This window comes from Rhodococcus koreensis, assembly GCF_900105905.1.
In the GTDB taxonomy this organism is placed as follows: Bacteria; Actinomycetota; Actinomycetes; order Mycobacteriales; family Mycobacteriaceae; genus Rhodococcus_F; species Rhodococcus_F koreensis.
The window spans coordinates 2,307,339-2,320,959 of the sequence record NZ_FNSV01000005.1 but is presented as its reverse complement, the minus strand read 5'-3'; the positions used below and the strand labels follow the sequence as shown (position 1 = coordinate 2,320,959).

15 protein-coding genes are annotated in these 13,621 nt (G+C 68.6%); 7 read left to right on the top strand and 8 right to left on the bottom strand.

The window, feature by feature from the left end:
* Window positions 1-28: 28 nt before the first annotated feature.
* Both BLV94_RS15490 and BLV94_RS15485 read left to right on the top strand, forming a co-directional pair.
* Complete coding sequence (locus tag BLV94_RS15490) at window positions 29-463, top strand: hypothetical protein (protein ID WP_072940880.1); 435 nt, start codon at window positions 29-31, stop codon at window positions 461-463.
* A complete protein-coding gene (locus tag BLV94_RS15485) occupies window positions 460-1,062 on the top strand; it encodes a metallophosphoesterase (RefSeq protein WP_072940877.1) in 603 nt (200 codons plus the stop codon). The genes BLV94_RS15490 and BLV94_RS15485 overlap by 4 nt, the downstream gene beginning before the upstream one ends.
* Here the strand turns inward: BLV94_RS15485 and BLV94_RS15480 are convergent.
* The 5 genes from BLV94_RS15480 to BLV94_RS15460 form a co-directional block, all read right to left on the bottom strand.
* On the bottom strand, window positions 1,034-2,020 hold the full coding sequence (locus BLV94_RS15480; protein ID WP_072940874.1) for an AraC-like ligand-binding domain-containing protein: 987 nt from the start codon (window positions 2,018-2,020) through the stop codon (window positions 1,034-1,036). The genes BLV94_RS15485 and BLV94_RS15480 overlap by 29 nt on opposite strands.
* A 16-nt stretch (window positions 2,021-2,036) precedes the next feature.
* Window positions 2,037-2,576, bottom strand: a complete 540-nt coding sequence (locus tag BLV94_RS15475) for a MarR family winged helix-turn-helix transcriptional regulator (protein ID WP_072940871.1) — start codon at window positions 2,574-2,576, stop codon at window positions 2,037-2,039.
* A 91-nt stretch (window positions 2,577-2,667) separates the two neighbouring features.
* On the bottom strand, window positions 2,668-3,501 hold the full coding sequence (locus BLV94_RS15470) for a mycofactocin-coupled SDR family oxidoreductase (RefSeq protein ID WP_072940868.1): 834 nt from the start codon (window positions 3,499-3,501) through the stop codon (window positions 2,668-2,670).
* Between the two features lie 23 nt (window positions 3,502-3,524).
* Complete coding sequence (locus BLV94_RS15465; protein WP_072941198.1) at window positions 3,525-4,268, bottom strand: SDR family NAD(P)-dependent oxidoreductase; 744 nt, start codon at window positions 4,266-4,268, stop codon at window positions 3,525-3,527.
* Window positions 4,269-4,293: 25 nt separating this feature from the next.
* A complete protein-coding gene (locus BLV94_RS15460; protein WP_072940866.1) occupies window positions 4,294-5,229 on the bottom strand; it encodes a 3-oxoacyl-ACP reductase in 936 nt (311 codons plus the stop codon).
* Window positions 5,230-5,476: 247 nt separating this feature from the next.
* Between BLV94_RS15460 and BLV94_RS15455 the strand changes: the two genes are divergently transcribed.
* Complete coding sequence (locus tag BLV94_RS15455) at window positions 5,477-6,940, top strand: MFS transporter (protein WP_072940864.1); 1,464 nt, start codon at window positions 5,477-5,479, stop codon at window positions 6,938-6,940.
* Between the two features lie 71 nt (window positions 6,941-7,011).
* Here the strand turns inward: BLV94_RS15455 and BLV94_RS15450 are convergent, their stop codons facing one another.
* Entirely contained in the window at window positions 7,012-7,494 is a 483-nt protein-coding gene (locus tag BLV94_RS15450) for a nuclear transport factor 2 family protein (RefSeq protein ID WP_072940861.1), read from the bottom strand.
* Window positions 7,491-8,387 carry a TIGR03619 family F420-dependent LLM class oxidoreductase gene (locus BLV94_RS15445; protein WP_072940859.1) on the bottom strand — a complete coding sequence of 299 codons (897 nt, stop codon included), beginning with the start codon at window positions 8,385-8,387 and terminating at the stop codon, window positions 7,491-7,493. The genes BLV94_RS15450 and BLV94_RS15445 overlap by 4 nt, the downstream gene beginning before the upstream one ends.
* 200 nt (window positions 8,388-8,587) lie before the next feature.
* On the opposite strand from BLV94_RS15445, the gene BLV94_RS15440 reads away from it, so the two are divergent.
* Window positions 8,588-9,481, top strand: coding sequence for an IclR family transcriptional regulator (locus BLV94_RS15440; protein ID WP_072940857.1), 894 nt, complete (start codon window positions 8,588-8,590; stop codon window positions 9,479-9,481).
* Window positions 9,482-9,514: 33 nt separating this feature from the next.
* On the opposite strand, the gene BLV94_RS15435 is transcribed toward BLV94_RS15440, so the two are convergent.
* A complete protein-coding gene (locus tag BLV94_RS15435) occupies window positions 9,515-10,051 on the bottom strand; it encodes a flavin reductase family protein (protein ID WP_072940854.1) in 537 nt (178 codons plus the stop codon).
* A 197-nt stretch (window positions 10,052-10,248) separates the two neighbouring features.
* Between BLV94_RS15435 and BLV94_RS15430 the strand changes: the two genes are divergently transcribed.
* From BLV94_RS15430 to BLV94_RS15420, 3 genes are read left to right on the top strand one after another with little or no spacing between them, the layout of a single operon-like run.
* A complete protein-coding gene (locus tag BLV94_RS15430) occupies window positions 10,249-11,124 on the top strand; it encodes an alpha/beta fold hydrolase (protein WP_072940852.1) in 876 nt (291 codons plus the stop codon).
* Window positions 11,121-12,833: an FAD-binding protein gene (locus tag BLV94_RS15425; RefSeq protein WP_072940849.1), complete on the top strand. Its 1,713-nt coding sequence runs from the start codon at window positions 11,121-11,123 to the stop codon at window positions 12,831-12,833. The genes BLV94_RS15430 and BLV94_RS15425 overlap by 4 nt, the downstream gene beginning before the upstream one ends.
* Window positions 12,833-13,618: a 2-keto-4-pentenoate hydratase gene (locus BLV94_RS15420; protein ID WP_072940846.1), complete on the top strand. Its 786-nt coding sequence runs from the start codon at window positions 12,833-12,835 to the stop codon at window positions 13,616-13,618. Before BLV94_RS15425 ends, BLV94_RS15420 begins: the two co-directional genes overlap by 1 nt.
* The last annotated feature ends 3 nt before the right edge of the window (window positions 13,619-13,621 follow it).

Genomic DNA, 13,621 nt, shown 5'->3' with positions numbered 1-13,621 from the left:
CACCCGGTGCATCGAAGGAGACGGCGAAGTGCTCGGACGGAAGAACTACACGGAGGAAGAGATCGATCACGCCGAGGCGTCCGTCGCGGAGCAACTCGCCGTGTACACGTCGCTGACGGGAGCGATCGCGGGCGAGGTCACGGGCAAGAAGGTCTTCGCCGCGCTGGAGGATTTCGAGCCCCTGTTCTTCGGCAACATGGTCCTCGCGCTGGACCGCTACTTCGTCCACCGGGTCCGGGCGGTGACGGGCAAGGACGCGAACCCGCTCAACGAAGTCGAGATCATTGTCGACTCATTAATGAACAACGGCGGCGTCCTGCGCGGCATCAGCGTCCTGAAGTATGTCCCCGACCAGTCCGTTCTGAAGCTCGAGATCGGCGACCCGATCCGGGTGAGAGCCGACGACTTCACACGTCTGTCGGCAGCGTTCTTCGCGGAGCTGCGGTCGCGGTTCCTGGCATGAGCGTCTGGTTCACGTCCGACCTGCACCTTCGTCACGCGCGGCTGGTGGAGATCCGGGGCTTCGACGCGGAGATCGACGCGCACGACGAATCCATCCTCGACAGTCTGGGTGCCGCCGTCGGGAGCGGCGACCAACTGTGGATACTCGGCGACGTCACCGTCGGGGGTAAAGCCGCCGAGGACTGGGCGCTCCGCGCGCTGGACGAGTTCGCGCGAAAACGGAACGTCGAGCTGCATCTGATCCCCGGCAATCACGACTCGTGCCACCCGATGGCGAACCGCAACAGCCACCTCAGGCAGCGGGTCTTCCTGGACACGTTCGCGTCGGTGCAGCTGTTCGCGCGACGGAAGGTCGCGGGCCGGACCGTGCTGCTGTCCCATTTCCCGTACACCGGCGACCACACCGAGGAGGACCGGGGCGTGAAGTACCGCCTGCAGGACGGGGGAGACTGGTTGCTGCACGGGCACACTCACCAATCCGCTGTACTCGACGCCGCCGTGCATCCCCGGCAGATCCACGTCGGCTGGGACAGTTGGCGCCGACCCGTCCACGTCGACGAGGTCGCGGAGATCATCGAATCCGTCGCTCCGTCTCCGTGAGCGGGGTGGCCGCGGCGCGATAGGTGCCGGGCGTCGATCCGTGAGTGGCCTTGAACAGCCGGGAGAAGTGGGCGGCGTCGGCGAAACCCCAGCGGGCACCGATGGCCGAGACGGTCAGCTCGCGGTACCGGGGGTCGGCGAGATCTCGACGGCACTGCTCGAGTCGCCTTCGCCGAATCCATCCGCTCACCGTGTCGCCCTCGGCTTCGAACATCTTCTGCAGGTGCCGCACCGAGATGTGATGGGCGGCCGCGATCGACTGCAGATCCAGCTCCCGGTCGGCGAGCCGCTCGTCGATGAACGCGGTGACCCGGGCCTGCAGTTCGTCGCCGCGCGACAACGGGGTCGGCCCGTCGGCGAGGTGGAGTTGCTCTGCGAATGCGGCCGCGACCAGGTCGAGGACGGCATCGCCGAGATGCAGCGCGACGGTGGGGGAGGCGTCGGCGATCTGCTCGCCGAGTCCGCGCAGCAGGGGCGTGACGACGGCGCCGAGCCCTTGCCTGCCCGACACCCGGCGCGCGGTGAGCTGCGCGATGCCGTCGGGCGGAACGCGCAGGAGATGCCGGGGGAACATCACGACCAGCATCCGGAACCGGTCGTCGAACGACAGCTGATACGGGCGGGTCGTGTCGTAGATCGCGAAGTCACCCGGGGTGAGCGCAGCTTCACGGCCGTCCTGGGCGAGGATGCAGCAGCCGCCCACCTGCAGTCCGAGTTTGAAGTAGTCGGGGTTGGCGGCGCGGATCGTCCGCGGCGTGCGCCGAATGACGTGCGGGGCGGCCGTGACCTCACTGATCCGGACCGCCCCGACCGTCGCGCCGCGCACCACGCCGCGGAAGTCGTCGTGGTCCGCCGACGTCATCTCGAGGGGGACGAACGCGTCGCTCACCGACTCGCGGAACTCGTCGAACGACACGAGGCGCTGTTCCCCGGGACGGATGAGCCTGCTCACGGCCATTACCTACTCGTCGCGGCTAGCTGCGTTTGACGGCTTCGCGGGCGGCGGTGCCCGACGCCATCTTCTCCAGCAACCCGATCAGGACGACCCGTTCCGACGGTGTCAGCGTCTCGGTCCACGTCTGCTCACGCTTGTTGTGCGCGGAGTACGTGCTGATGATGGCCTCGCGCCCGGCGTCCGTCAGCTCGAGATCGACGGCCCGGCGGTCGCCGGCGGACGGTCGCCGGGTCACGAGCCCGTCGCGCTCGAGCGTGTTCACCAGGGCCGACACCGCAGACCTGCTCATCCCGGACAGCGACGCCACCCGCTTGGCCTCGCACGGTCCGGCGAGCCACAACACGAACAGCACCCGGAACCCCGGCCAGCTCCACCCGCTCGGCCGGTGGACCGTCGCCTCGAGGTCGTAGACGAGTGCGCTCGTCACCCGGTGCAGCGCGAGCACCAGCCGCATCGACACCGGATCGACCTCGGGCAACTCGTCGACGGTCTTGCCCACCGCGAAGTCCATGAAGGACAGGAAGTCCAAATTGCTCTGGTCGGTCGTCTCGTCGGGCATGAACCCAGGTTAGCGGCCTGTACTGCTTAATCAAAGCCTTGACCAAAGGCGTCCCGTGAGTACTTATCAACGTCCGGCGGTTGATAAGTACTCACAGGCCGCGGGCGGCAGTACCCGCGTCGACGGGCAGGACGATGCCGCTGATGTGCGCGCTGCCCTCGGCGCCGAGGAACAGCACGACGCGGGTGATCTCGGCGGCGTCCAGCCACGCCACGGGCTGGGCGTGCAGGCTGCGGAACACCGGTTCCACATCCTCGGCGGCGGGTGCCTCCAGGTCGGGACGCATCATCCGGTAGAGGGCGTCGTTGTGGATCATCGGTGTCGAGATATTGCCCGGTGCAATCGCATTCACGGTGATGCCGTGCGGGGCGAGATCGAGCGCAGCGCTCTTGGTGAGCCCGATGACGCCCCACTTCGACGCCGCGTACGCCGCCATGTTGGTGCTGCCTGCGCGGCCCAGCATCGACGAGATGGTGACGATCCGGCCGTATCCCCGCCGGATCATGCCGGGTGCCACCGCCCCCACCGTGTTGAAGACGCCGGTGAGGTTGGAACCGATCGCCTCCGACCACTGTTCCTGCGTGAGCGACTGCACGGGGGCGGCCACGGAGACGCCGGCATTCGCGACCGCGATATCGATCCGCCCGAACTCGGACTCCGCCTCCGCGACGAGTGCGTCCATCGCGGCCCGGTCGGCGGTGTCCGCCTTGGCGGTGAGGCACCGGCGGCCGGTGGCGCGCACCAGTTCGGCGGTCTCGTCGAGGTCGGCGGCGGTGGCCAGGGGGTAGTTCACCGCCGGGCTGTCCTCGCAGCGGTCGCACAGCACGATGTCTGCCCCGCGTTCCGCCAGTGCCACCGCGTGGCTGCGTCCCTGGCCGCGCGCGCCGCCGGTGATCAGGGCGACTCGGCCCTGGAAGTCGTTCATCGTCGTTCTCCTGTCCGGGCGGATCAGCGCAGCTTGATGCTGCCGCCGTCCGCCATCAGTGTCTGGCCGGTCATGTATCGGGAATCGTCGGACGCGAGGAACACCGCCACGGGTGCGATGTCGGTCTCGGGGTCGCCGATGCGCTGCAGCGGAACCTTCGCGACGGACGCGGCGGCGCGGTCGGGGAATTGTTCCTGCCAGGCGAGGACGCCCTCGGTCGCGGCGAACGGGCAGATCACGTTGACCCGGATCTGATCGGCCGCCCATTCGTTGGCCGCCACCCGGCTCACCCCGCGAATCGCTTCCTTCGCGGCGGCGTACGACGTCTGGGTGGGCATCCCGTCGAGTCCGGACCCGGACGCGAAGTTGATCACCGAACCGTTCGCCGCCTTCAACTGCTCGTAGCAGGCCTGCATCAGGTGCACCACCGGATAGAACCCGGTGCGGAACGAGAGGTCGAACATCTCCTGGGTGTGGTCGATCAGCAACGCCTGACGCGAGGCGTGGGCGTTGTTGACCAGCACGTCCACCGATCCGAACGCTGCGACCGCGGCGTCGCGGATCTGCTCGGCGGACTCGCGCCGGGAGATGTCGGCGTTCAGGAAACGGGCGGCCGCTCCGAGTTTCTGCTCGAGTTCCCGACCGCGTTTTTCGTCGATGTCGACGAACAGGACGTTGGCGCCCTCGCGGACGAACACCGTCGTGACGGCCCGTCCGATGCCGCCGGCGCCGCCGGTCACGATCGCTGTCTTTCCGTGCAGCCTCAACGTGTGCTCCTTCTGCGATCGCGGCTCAGGCACCGGCGAGGACGCCGGTCGCCAGCGCAACCTTCTCCAGTTCGGCGACGCTGAACGCCGCGTAGTTCTCGTACGGTCCGCGACCGGCGAAATACGGTGTGAGGAGGCCGTCGAGCTCCTCGGGTGAGAACGCGGAACCCGCTGCGTCGAAGCGGTTCTCGACCTTCGGTGCCTCCATGAGCGCGACCATCTTGCCGTAGACGACGAACACCTGCCCGGTGATCGCGTCGGCGGCGGGGGAGGCCAGGTAGTGGACGAGGGTGGCGACACGTTCGGGGGACAGGGGGTCGAGGCCCGTGTCGCCCGGGTTCTCGCCGAACGCGTCGGCGGTCATGGCCGTCCTGGCGCGCGGGCAGATCGCGTTGGCCCGAACCCCGTAGCGGGACAGGCCCTGCGCCGTCGACAGGGTGAGCGCGGTGATCCCGGCCTTCGCGGCCGAGTAGTTGGGCTGTCCCGCGGACCCGAACAGGAACGCCTCCGACGACGTGTTGACGACCCGCCCGTACACCGGGCCGCCGGCGGCCTTGCTCGCCTCGCGCCAGTGCACGGCCGCGGCGCGCGACGTGGCGGCGTGCCCCTTCAGGTGGACGCGGATGACGTCGTCCCAGTCGGATTCGGAGAGGTTGAAAATCATCTTGTCGCGCAGGATTCCGGCGTTGTTGACGAGGATGTCCATCGATCCGAACGCGCTGACGGCCTCGTCGACGAGGCGCGCGCCGAGCGCCCAGTCGGAGACGTCGCCGGTGACGGCGACGGCCCGGCCGCCGGCCGCGGTGATCTGCGAGGCGACCTCGTGTGCGCCGTCGCCCATGTCGTTGACGACGACCGCGGCTCCGGCGGCCGCGAGTGCGAGGGCTTCGGCCCGGCCGAGGCCTGCGCCGGCGCCGGTGACGACGGCGGTGCGTCCGGTAAGGCTGAGTGATTCCGTCATGGGAACTCCTGATCCGCGAAGAGAAAATTAGATTTCATTCTAGTTGTATCGCATGAACTACTGATCAGTCACTAGATGGTCGCAATATCGTGCAGGAATGTTTTCTACTATTCGTGTCGTTTCGCGTCACCGGGCACCGGCCGCGGGTAGGTCTCGGTGAGTGGGAACTGTGGTCGGCGTCACTGTGCGTCATGCCAGGTTGGGCGTGCTGATCCACTCGAATCCCCCGGAGCCACATATGCATAACATGCCCCTGTCCCCAGGTGAGGCGGAGCGCGCACCGCTCTCACGCGGGAAGTCGTTCGCCCTCCTGGCCCTGATCATCCTTCTGGTCGAGGTCATCCCGCTCGCCTACAACTTCGTCACCCCGGCGCTGCCGGAGATCGCGAAACACTTCGGCACCGCGAACGTCGGCTGGGTGATCACGATCGTCACGCTCGTGCTCGCCGCCTCGACTCCGCTCGTCGGCAAACTCGGCGACATCTACGGCAAGAAGCGGATGATGCTCGTGTCGGCCGCGGTATTCGGCGCCGGATCACTCCTCGGAGCGCTGGCCCCCACCTTCGAACTGTTCCTCGTGGGCCGCGGCCTCCAGGGCGCGGGCATGGCGATCCTCGTGCTCGCCTACGGGCTGATCCGCGACATCCTGCCGCCGTCGATCATTCCCGTGGCGGTGGGATTTGTCGCCACGGGCATGGGCGCCAGCACCATCCTCGGCCCGATCATCGGCGGCTATCTCATCGACCACTTCGGCTACACCGGCGTGTTCTGGGCGCAACTTGCCCACGTGGTGGTCGTCGGCATCGCGGTCGCGATCTTCGTGCCCGAGACCACCCTGCGCACCCGGTCGAAACTCGATGTGCTCGGTGCGGTGATTCTCGGTCTCGGCGCCTTCGTGCTGCTGTTCGGCATCGGCAAGGCCGCCACGTGGGGGTACACGGCGCCTCAGACGCTTCTCTGCGTGGGTGGCGGTCTCGCCGTTCTCGCCGGTTGGCTGGTCTACGAACGCACGCCGAAGGAGCCGCTCGTCGACCTGCAGATGCTCAGGCACGGACCCGTCGCGAAGACGCTGGCCGCCAGCGGTTTCGTGCAGTTCGTCCTGGTCAGCCATTCGATGCTCATCCCGATGTTCGTGATGACCGACCCCGACCTCGGTCTCGGCTACGGATTCGGCGTCACCGCCCTCGCCGTCGCAATCTACACCGTTCCGACGGGTGTCGTGTCGATGATCGCGGGCCCGGTGGGCGGCTACTTCACCCGGCGCATCGGCCCCGCGCCGGTTCTGGTGTTCGGCGGCGCTTCCCTGTCGCTCGGGTCGGTCCTGCTCGCCACCCTGCACGACTCGACCGTCCAGATGATGTTCGGGCAGTTGGTGATCGGCCTCGGGCTCGGTTCCGCGTCGGCGACGTTGCCGAATCTCATCATGCGCACCGTGCCCGCGCAGACGCAGGGGATCGCCGGTGGGATGCTGAACCTGTCGGGCTCGCTGGGCAGTGCGATCGGCAGCCAGATGATGATCGCCATCGTCGCGATCCCCGGCGTCGTGCTGGTGGGCCGCGCCGCCCAGTACTCGGAGAAGGGATTCGTCTACGCCTTCTTCACGCTGGCGGTCGCCGGACTGCTGGCCGCGGTGATGGGACTTCTCCTCACCCGCAACAAGATCGAGCGCCCGGCCGACGCGGCCGCACCCACGTCGGAGTTGGTCGCCTGACCGTCGCCCGCCGCACCAGGACGAGGCCCGCAGCACCTGCGGGCCTCGTTTCGGTGCAGCCGAAGCCGTGCTCAGTCGCGCACCCCCGCGGCCAGCAGGGTGCGGGCCTCCTCGCGACCGTCGAGAAGCCGATTGACGCGGCGGGTCACCTTCCACTCGCCGTCGATCTTGGCGAGCTCCCACCGGTTTGCGGTGATCCGGTGGACCCGGAACCCGGCGTCGTCGTGAATGATCAACTGCGACTTGCATGTGGCCACCGCGGTATCGCCGTCGACGCGCACGTGCCCGGGCTCGAGCATGTGCGCGCAGCCGCCGCCGATCCAGCCCTGATGTGCCTGCGACTGCACCATCGCCGTGATGGCCGCATGCCCGCGCATCACCCCGGTGTCGACGTCGTACACGCCGTCCTCGGTCCACAGACGCGCGACGGCGTCGGCCGAGCCGCTGTCGATGGCGGGGCCGTAGGCGGTCATCAGCTCGAGGATGGCGAGCTTGTCCTCGAGGGCGGTGACGCGTTCGGCGAGTGTGCGGACGAGTTCTTCGGTGCCGGTCATGGGCGGATCCTGTCTTCGGTCGTGGTGCGGAAGGAGAGGCCGAGGGTGTCGCCCAGCTGCCGGAGGGCCTCCAGTTGCTCGCAGTAGTGGGCTGCGCTCGTGGACGCGAGGGTGGCGCTGACGACGGTGGTGCCGGCCTCGCGACGTCGTTCGAGGGAGCGGGCCACGGCGCCCCGTGAGCCGATCGGATCGAGCGGTGCGCCTGCGCTGAGGACCACCTCGAATTTCTCGGGAAGGTCGACCCGGGCGAGCAGCGCGCACAACTCGTCGAGTGACAGACCGAACGGCACCCAGCCGTCGCCGAGCGTCGTCGCGCGGCGCAGGGACCGCAGTGTGCGTCCCCCGATCCACAGCGGGACTCGCGGCTGGACGGCGTGCGGTTCGACGACGACGCCGTCGAAGTCGTAGAACGGGCCGTGGTACTCGGGCCTCGGTTGCGACAGGGACGCGCGCAGCGCCGCGAGCGCGTCGTCGGCGCGGGCGCCGCGGTCGTCGAAGTGGGCGCCGAGCAGGTCGAATTCCTCGCGCAGGCTGCCCACGCCCAGGCCGAGCACGAGCCGGCCGCCGCTGACGACGTCGAGCGTGCCGTAGCGCTTGGCAATCTCGAGGGGGTGGTGATAGCCGAGCACCAGAACCTGCGTGGCCAGGCGGATGCCGGTGGTCTGTGCGGCGAGGAACCCGAGGGTCGCGAGCGGGTCCCAGTAGGTGCCGCCGCGTTCCACTGCGACGTCGGTGGGGACGGCGACATGCTCGCTGCAGGTGAGGTGGTGGTAGCCGAGGCGGTCGGCCGTGCGGGCGATCGCGGTGAGCTCCGCGATGCCGGCGCCGAGTTCCCAGTCCGCGCGGACCGCGGGGTGCGCGATGACGATGGGCGGCGCGATTCCTATGTGCATCAGTTCGTAACTCCGCTCTCGGGGTCGTCTGTCGTCACCGTTGTAGTGGAGGTACCCCGCGGGGTGCGCGGAGATTCCCGGTGACCGGGCGCGGCGGTTGTCCGATTCCTTCCCCGGGGCGGGCGCGGCTGGTACATTTTAAGAATTCATTTCAGTTTTTGTCGGACGTATGCGTGTGACCAGGATATTTGGAGGCGTCGATGACTGTCGTCGATTTGGATGATGCACTGTCGGTACCCGCTGCGAAGAAGGATCTGCCGCCGTCGATGGTGGAACGGATGACGCTCATCCTCGACGCGTTCGACGGCCGGACGTCGCGCCTGACGCTCGAAGAGGTGGCGTGCCGCACCCGGCTGCCGCGGTCCACCGTGCACCGCATCCTCGACCAGCTCGTCCGTCTCGACTGGGTCGACCACGCCAGCTTCGGCTACTGCCTCGGGCGGCGGGCGATGGGACTCGGCGGCGGCGACAACGGGCACAGCCAGGTCCGGGCCGCGGCGGCCCCGCTGCTGCACGAACTGCACATGCAGACCGGGATGGTCGTGCACCTGGCCGTGCTGGACGGCGCGGAGAGCGTGTACCTGGACAAGGTGGGCGGTCGGATGGCCGCGACCCTGCCGTCCCGCGTGGGTGGGCGCGTGCCCGCCTACACGACGGCGGGCGGCAAGGCGATGCTCGCGTGGGTCGACCCGGAGCAGGTGGACGGCATGTACGGGCCGCGGCTCAGCCGCAGCACGGACCGCACGATCACCGAACTGTCCACGCTGCACCAGGAGCTCAACCGGATCCGGCAACGTCGCGGTCTCGCCTTCGAGCGCGGGGAGGCGGTGCGCGGAATCGGGTGCGTCGGTGTCGCGGTCCGCAGCGCCGACGGACCGGTCGCCGGCATCTCGCTGTGCGGAGACGCGCGCACCGTCCAACTCGAGCGCGTCGCCCCGCTCGTCGTCGACGCCGCCCGGGAAGTCACGCGGACGCTGCACCCCGAACTGGGAACGCCCCGCCGCGGCCGCCGGACTCCGGAGATCCCGGACAGCTCGTGGTCGACCGAGACCCTCGACCAGCTCCTCGCGGTGCAGTCGGGGCAATGGCTGTAGCGCCCGTGCGCGCGTGACGAGTCTCCGGACTCGTTACGCGCGCACGGGCAGCGGGGCGGCGTCGAGGCCGAAACCGCCCCGGAAGAACACCATCGGACGCTCCTCGCAGACCGATTCGAGTTCCCGGACGCGTCCGATCACGACGTCGTGGTCGCCGGCGGTGTGCACCGACTGCACGTCGGCATGCACGCGCAAGAGGACCCCCGGCAGCGACGGCGTCGACCACCCCGACGGCTCCCAGACGAGCCCGTCGAACTTGGCACCCCGGCTCGAACCGAACCGCGCGCAGAGGTCCGTCTGATCTTCGCGCAGCACGTTGATCGTGAACCGCCCCGACCGCCGGATGCGCGGCCATGCCCGGCCGCGGTGATCGGCACAGAACAGGATCAGTGGCGGCTCCAGCGACACCGACGCGAACGACTGGCACGTGAAACCGACCGGGCCCTCCGCGTCGAGCCCCGTCACCACCGTCACACCGCTCGCGAATTGCCCCAGGGCACGGCGCATCTCGACCGGTGACGGTGCGTCCGGGTGTGCCGCGGGCTTGTTGCCGGCCGGTTCGGTTGCCATCAGACCGCCTCCGATTGCTCTTCCGTCGCCGACCGATTCGGCGATCGACCCCGAGGCTAGAGACGCCCCCGAAGCGTCACGAGATGCCGTCTCGGTCAGTGGAAGTCCCCGCCCGGACCGTGCCCGAGCCGTGCGGTGTCTCGCTGACCGGGATCGCTCCTGTCCGAGCCGGGACCACGCTGGCAACGTGATCGACCATGACGACTGACTCGAGTTACGAGGGCACCCTGAAGGAGCTGAAGACCGACCTCGGCGTGCTTCGCTACCACGAGGCCGGCGACGGTCCGCCTCTTCTGCTGCTGCACGGTTCCGGCCCCGGCGTGACGGGGTGGCGCAACTTCCGCGGCAACCTCGGCGTCTTCGCCGAGCACTTCCGCACCTTCATCCTGGAGTTCCCGGGATTCGGGGTCAGCGACGATTTCGGCGGCCACCCGATGCTCACCGCGGGCGACGCGGTGCTCCGCTTCCTCGATGGTCTCGGACTCGACGAGGTGGCGATGCTCGGAAACTCGATGGGCGGCATCGTCGCCACCCAGTTCGCCATCGCACACCCCGACCGCGTCGCCAAGTTGATCACCATCGGCGGCATCGGCAGGAACCTCTTCAGCCCCGGTCCCGGTGAGGGCATCAACCTCCTGATGGAGTTCACGGACGAACCCACCCGGGAACGACTGATCGCGTGGCTGCACTCGATGGTGTTCGACCCCGCCATGGTCACCGAGGAACTGATCGAGGAACGCTGGACGCAGGCCACCGACCCCGAGACCCTCGCCAGCGCCCGCAAGATGTACAGCAAGGCCGCGTTCGAGGCAGGCGCCAAGGCGGCACTCGCGTCCGATGCCACCCCGTACTGGGCCCAGCTGCACAAGGTGACGGCGCCGACGCTGCTCACCTGGGGCCGCGACGACCGGGTCAGCCCGCTGGACATGGCGATCATCCCGATGCGGTCGATCCCGCGGGCGGAACTGCACGTGTTCCCGAACTGCGGGCACTGGGCGATGATCGAGCAGAAGACGGCGTTCGAGAGCGCCGTCCTCGCCTTCCTCCTCCGCAAGGACGGCAGCGGACGATGAGCGGCACCGCAGAAACCTTCGATACCACAGTCGATTTCCTCGTCGTCGGCAGCGGTGGCGGCGGCATGGCCGCGGCGATCACCGCGGCCCACCGCGGGATCGACACCCTCGTCATCGACAAGGGCGCGACGTTCGGCGGATCCACCGCCATCTCCGGCGGCGGCATCTGGATACCCAACGCCCCGACGCTGCGCGCGAAGGGTGTCGTCGACTCCCGCGAGTCGATCCGCCGCTACCTCGACATCATCACCGAGGGCACCGTCGCCGCCGACCGCCTCGACGCGTTCGTCGACAAGGGTCCCGAGCTGATGGATCTGCTCGACCGCAGCCCGCACATGGAGCTGTACTGGGTGAAGGGCTACTCCGACTACCACCCGGAATACGAGGGCGGGCGGCCGCTCGGGCGCACCATCGAATGCATCCCGTTCGACACCCGGGCGCTGAAGGAGGACGAGCAGTTCCAGCGTCCCAACAGCATGAAGGGTCCGCTGGGCCTGTGGGTCACCTCGAAGGATTACCACGACCTCGCCATGGTCAAGCGCACGTGGAAGGGCCGCAAGGCGTCGCTGGTGGCGGCGTGGCGGGTGGCGTCCAACGTGGTCCGGCGACGCCACATGGCGACCGGCGGACGCGCACTGGTCGCGCGGATGCGGATGGTCCTCAAGGACGCCGGGGTGCCGCTGTGGCTGAAGACGTCGATGACGGAACTGATCGTCGACGGCACCGGAGCGGTCGTGGGTGTGCTCGCCGAGCGCGACGGACAGACGGTCCGGATCGGCGCCCGCCGCGGCGTGCTGCTCGCGACCGGCGGGTTCGACCACAACCAGGACATGCGGGCCAAGTACCTGCCCCGGCACGGCGTTCCGGACGTCAGCGCCGGCGCCCGGGAGAACACCGGCGACGGCATCGTCGCCGGCCAGAAGCTCGGTGCGGCAGTCGACCTCATGGACGACGCCTGGTGGATGCCGTCGGTGCTGCACCCGATGGGTGCCGTGATCCCGCTCGTGTCGGAGCGGTGCATTCCGCCGTCCGTCATCGTGAACGGACGCGGCGAACGCTTCACCAACGAGTCGTCGCCGTACGTGAACTTCGTGCACGACCAACTCGACGGCGGCCATGTCCCGGCGTGGTTCGTCATGGACAACAAGGCGAAGTCGCGGTACCCGTTCGCGCAGGTGCTGCCGGGTGTGCCGTTCCCTCAGGGGTTCTACGACTCCGGTGTCGTGCACAAGGCGGACACGCTGCGTGACCTCGCCGAGAAGATCGGCGTCAAAGCAGACACCCTCGTCGCGACCGTCGATCGCTTCAACGGCTTCGCCCGCAGCGGCACCGACGAGGACTTCGGCCGCGGCGACAGCGCGTACGACCGGTACTACGGCGACCCGACGATGAAGAACCCGTGCCTCGACGAGATCGTCCAGGGCCCGTTTTACGCGATCCGCTGCGAGGCAGGCGACCTGGGCACGAAGGGCGGACTCGTCACCGACGCCGACGCCCGGGTGCTCCGCGAGGACGGGACCGTCATCGACGGCCTGTACGCCACCGGCAACACGTCGGCGTCGGTGATGGGCAACGAATACGCCGGCGCGGGCGCGACCATCGGTCCCGCCATGGTGTTCGGCTACATCGCCGCGCAGCACGCCGCCCACGTGAGTGGCAAAGAGTCCCGGAACACACGACAGCACTCACGTGCGGGGGAGGTGGCGTGATGCTGAGCGACGCGCAACGACTGTCCGCCGCCCACCTCCTGCGGAACGCCGAACGGAACCGCGCACCCATCGATCCGCTGACCACCGTGTTCCCGGGCATCGACGTCGTCGACGCCTACGAGATCGCGCTGCTGAACATCCGGGCACGGCTGGCGGCGGGGGAGACGGTGTACGGCCACAAGGTCGGACTGTCCTCCGAGGTCATGCAGAAGATGATGGGCGTCGACGAGCCCGACTACGGACATCTGCTGTCGAGCATGGTGTACGCCGAGGGGACGCCGATCGACACCGCGCGGTTCTGCTACCCGCGCATCGAGGTGGAGATCGGATACGTCCTCGGCGAGACCCTGCCGGGGGAGGGGTGCACCGAGACCGACGTGCTCGCGGCCACCGAATACATCGTTCCCAGTATCGAACTGATCGACTCCCGCATCACGGACTGGAAGATCGGGCTCGCCGACACGATCGCCGACAACGCGTCCTCGGCCGGCGTGATCCTCGGAGCCGGACGGGTGGAACCGGCGAACGTCGACATCGGCGCGATCTCCGCGGTGCTGTTCCAGGGCGAGGAGGAGATCGCGCGGGGGGAAGCGTCGGCGGTGCTCGGCAATCCCACGAAGGCCGTGGCCTGGCTGGCGCGGAAGGTCGCGAGCTTCGGGGTGCGGCTCGAGGCCGGGCACGTGATCCTGCCCGGTTCGTGCACCCGCGCGATCGACGCCCGCCCCGGCGACGTGTTCCGCGCTGACTTCAGTGACATCGGCTCCGTATCAGTAGAATTCAAGTAAGGC

Bases quoted from the DNA above. Each gene is read 5' to 3' on its own strand.
- BLV94_RS15485 (WP_072940877.1), top strand. From the start codon at position 460: ATGAGCGTCTGGTTCACGTCCGACCTGCACCTTCGTCACGCGCGGCTG.
- BLV94_RS15480 (WP_072940874.1), bottom strand. From the start codon at position 2,020: ATGGCCGTGAGCAGGCTCATCCGTCCCGGGGAACAGCGCCTCGTGTCG.
- BLV94_RS15475 (WP_072940871.1), bottom strand. From the start codon at position 2,576: ATGCCCGACGAGACGACCGACCAGAGCAATTTGGACTTCCTGTCCTTC.
- BLV94_RS15470 (WP_072940868.1), bottom strand. From the start codon at position 3,501: ATGAACGACTTCCAGGGCCGAGTCGCCCTGATCACCGGCGGCGCGCGC.
- BLV94_RS15460 (WP_072940866.1), bottom strand. From the start codon at position 5,229: ATGACGGAATCACTCAGCCTTACCGGACGCACCGCCGTCGTCACCGGC.
- BLV94_RS15455 (WP_072940864.1), top strand. From the start codon at position 5,477: ATGCCCCTGTCCCCAGGTGAGGCGGAGCGCGCACCGCTCTCACGCGGG.
- BLV94_RS15450 (WP_072940861.1), bottom strand. From the start codon at position 7,494: ATGACCGGCACCGAAGAACTCGTCCGCACACTCGCCGAACGCGTCACC.
- BLV94_RS15445 (WP_072940859.1), bottom strand. From the start codon at position 8,387: ATGCACATAGGAATCGCGCCGCCCATCGTCATCGCGCACCCCGCGGTC.
- BLV94_RS15440 (WP_072940857.1), top strand. From the start codon at position 8,588: ATGACTGTCGTCGATTTGGATGATGCACTGTCGGTACCCGCTGCGAAG.
- BLV94_RS15435 (WP_072940854.1), bottom strand. From the start codon at position 10,051: ATGGCAACCGAACCGGCCGGCAACAAGCCCGCGGCACACCCGGACGCA.
- BLV94_RS15430 (WP_072940852.1), top strand. From the start codon at position 10,249: ATGACGACTGACTCGAGTTACGAGGGCACCCTGAAGGAGCTGAAGACC.
- BLV94_RS15425 (WP_072940849.1), top strand. From the start codon at position 11,121: ATGAGCGGCACCGCAGAAACCTTCGATACCACAGTCGATTTCCTCGTC.
- BLV94_RS15420 (WP_072940846.1), top strand. From the start codon at position 12,833: ATGCTGAGCGACGCGCAACGACTGTCCGCCGCCCACCTCCTGCGGAAC.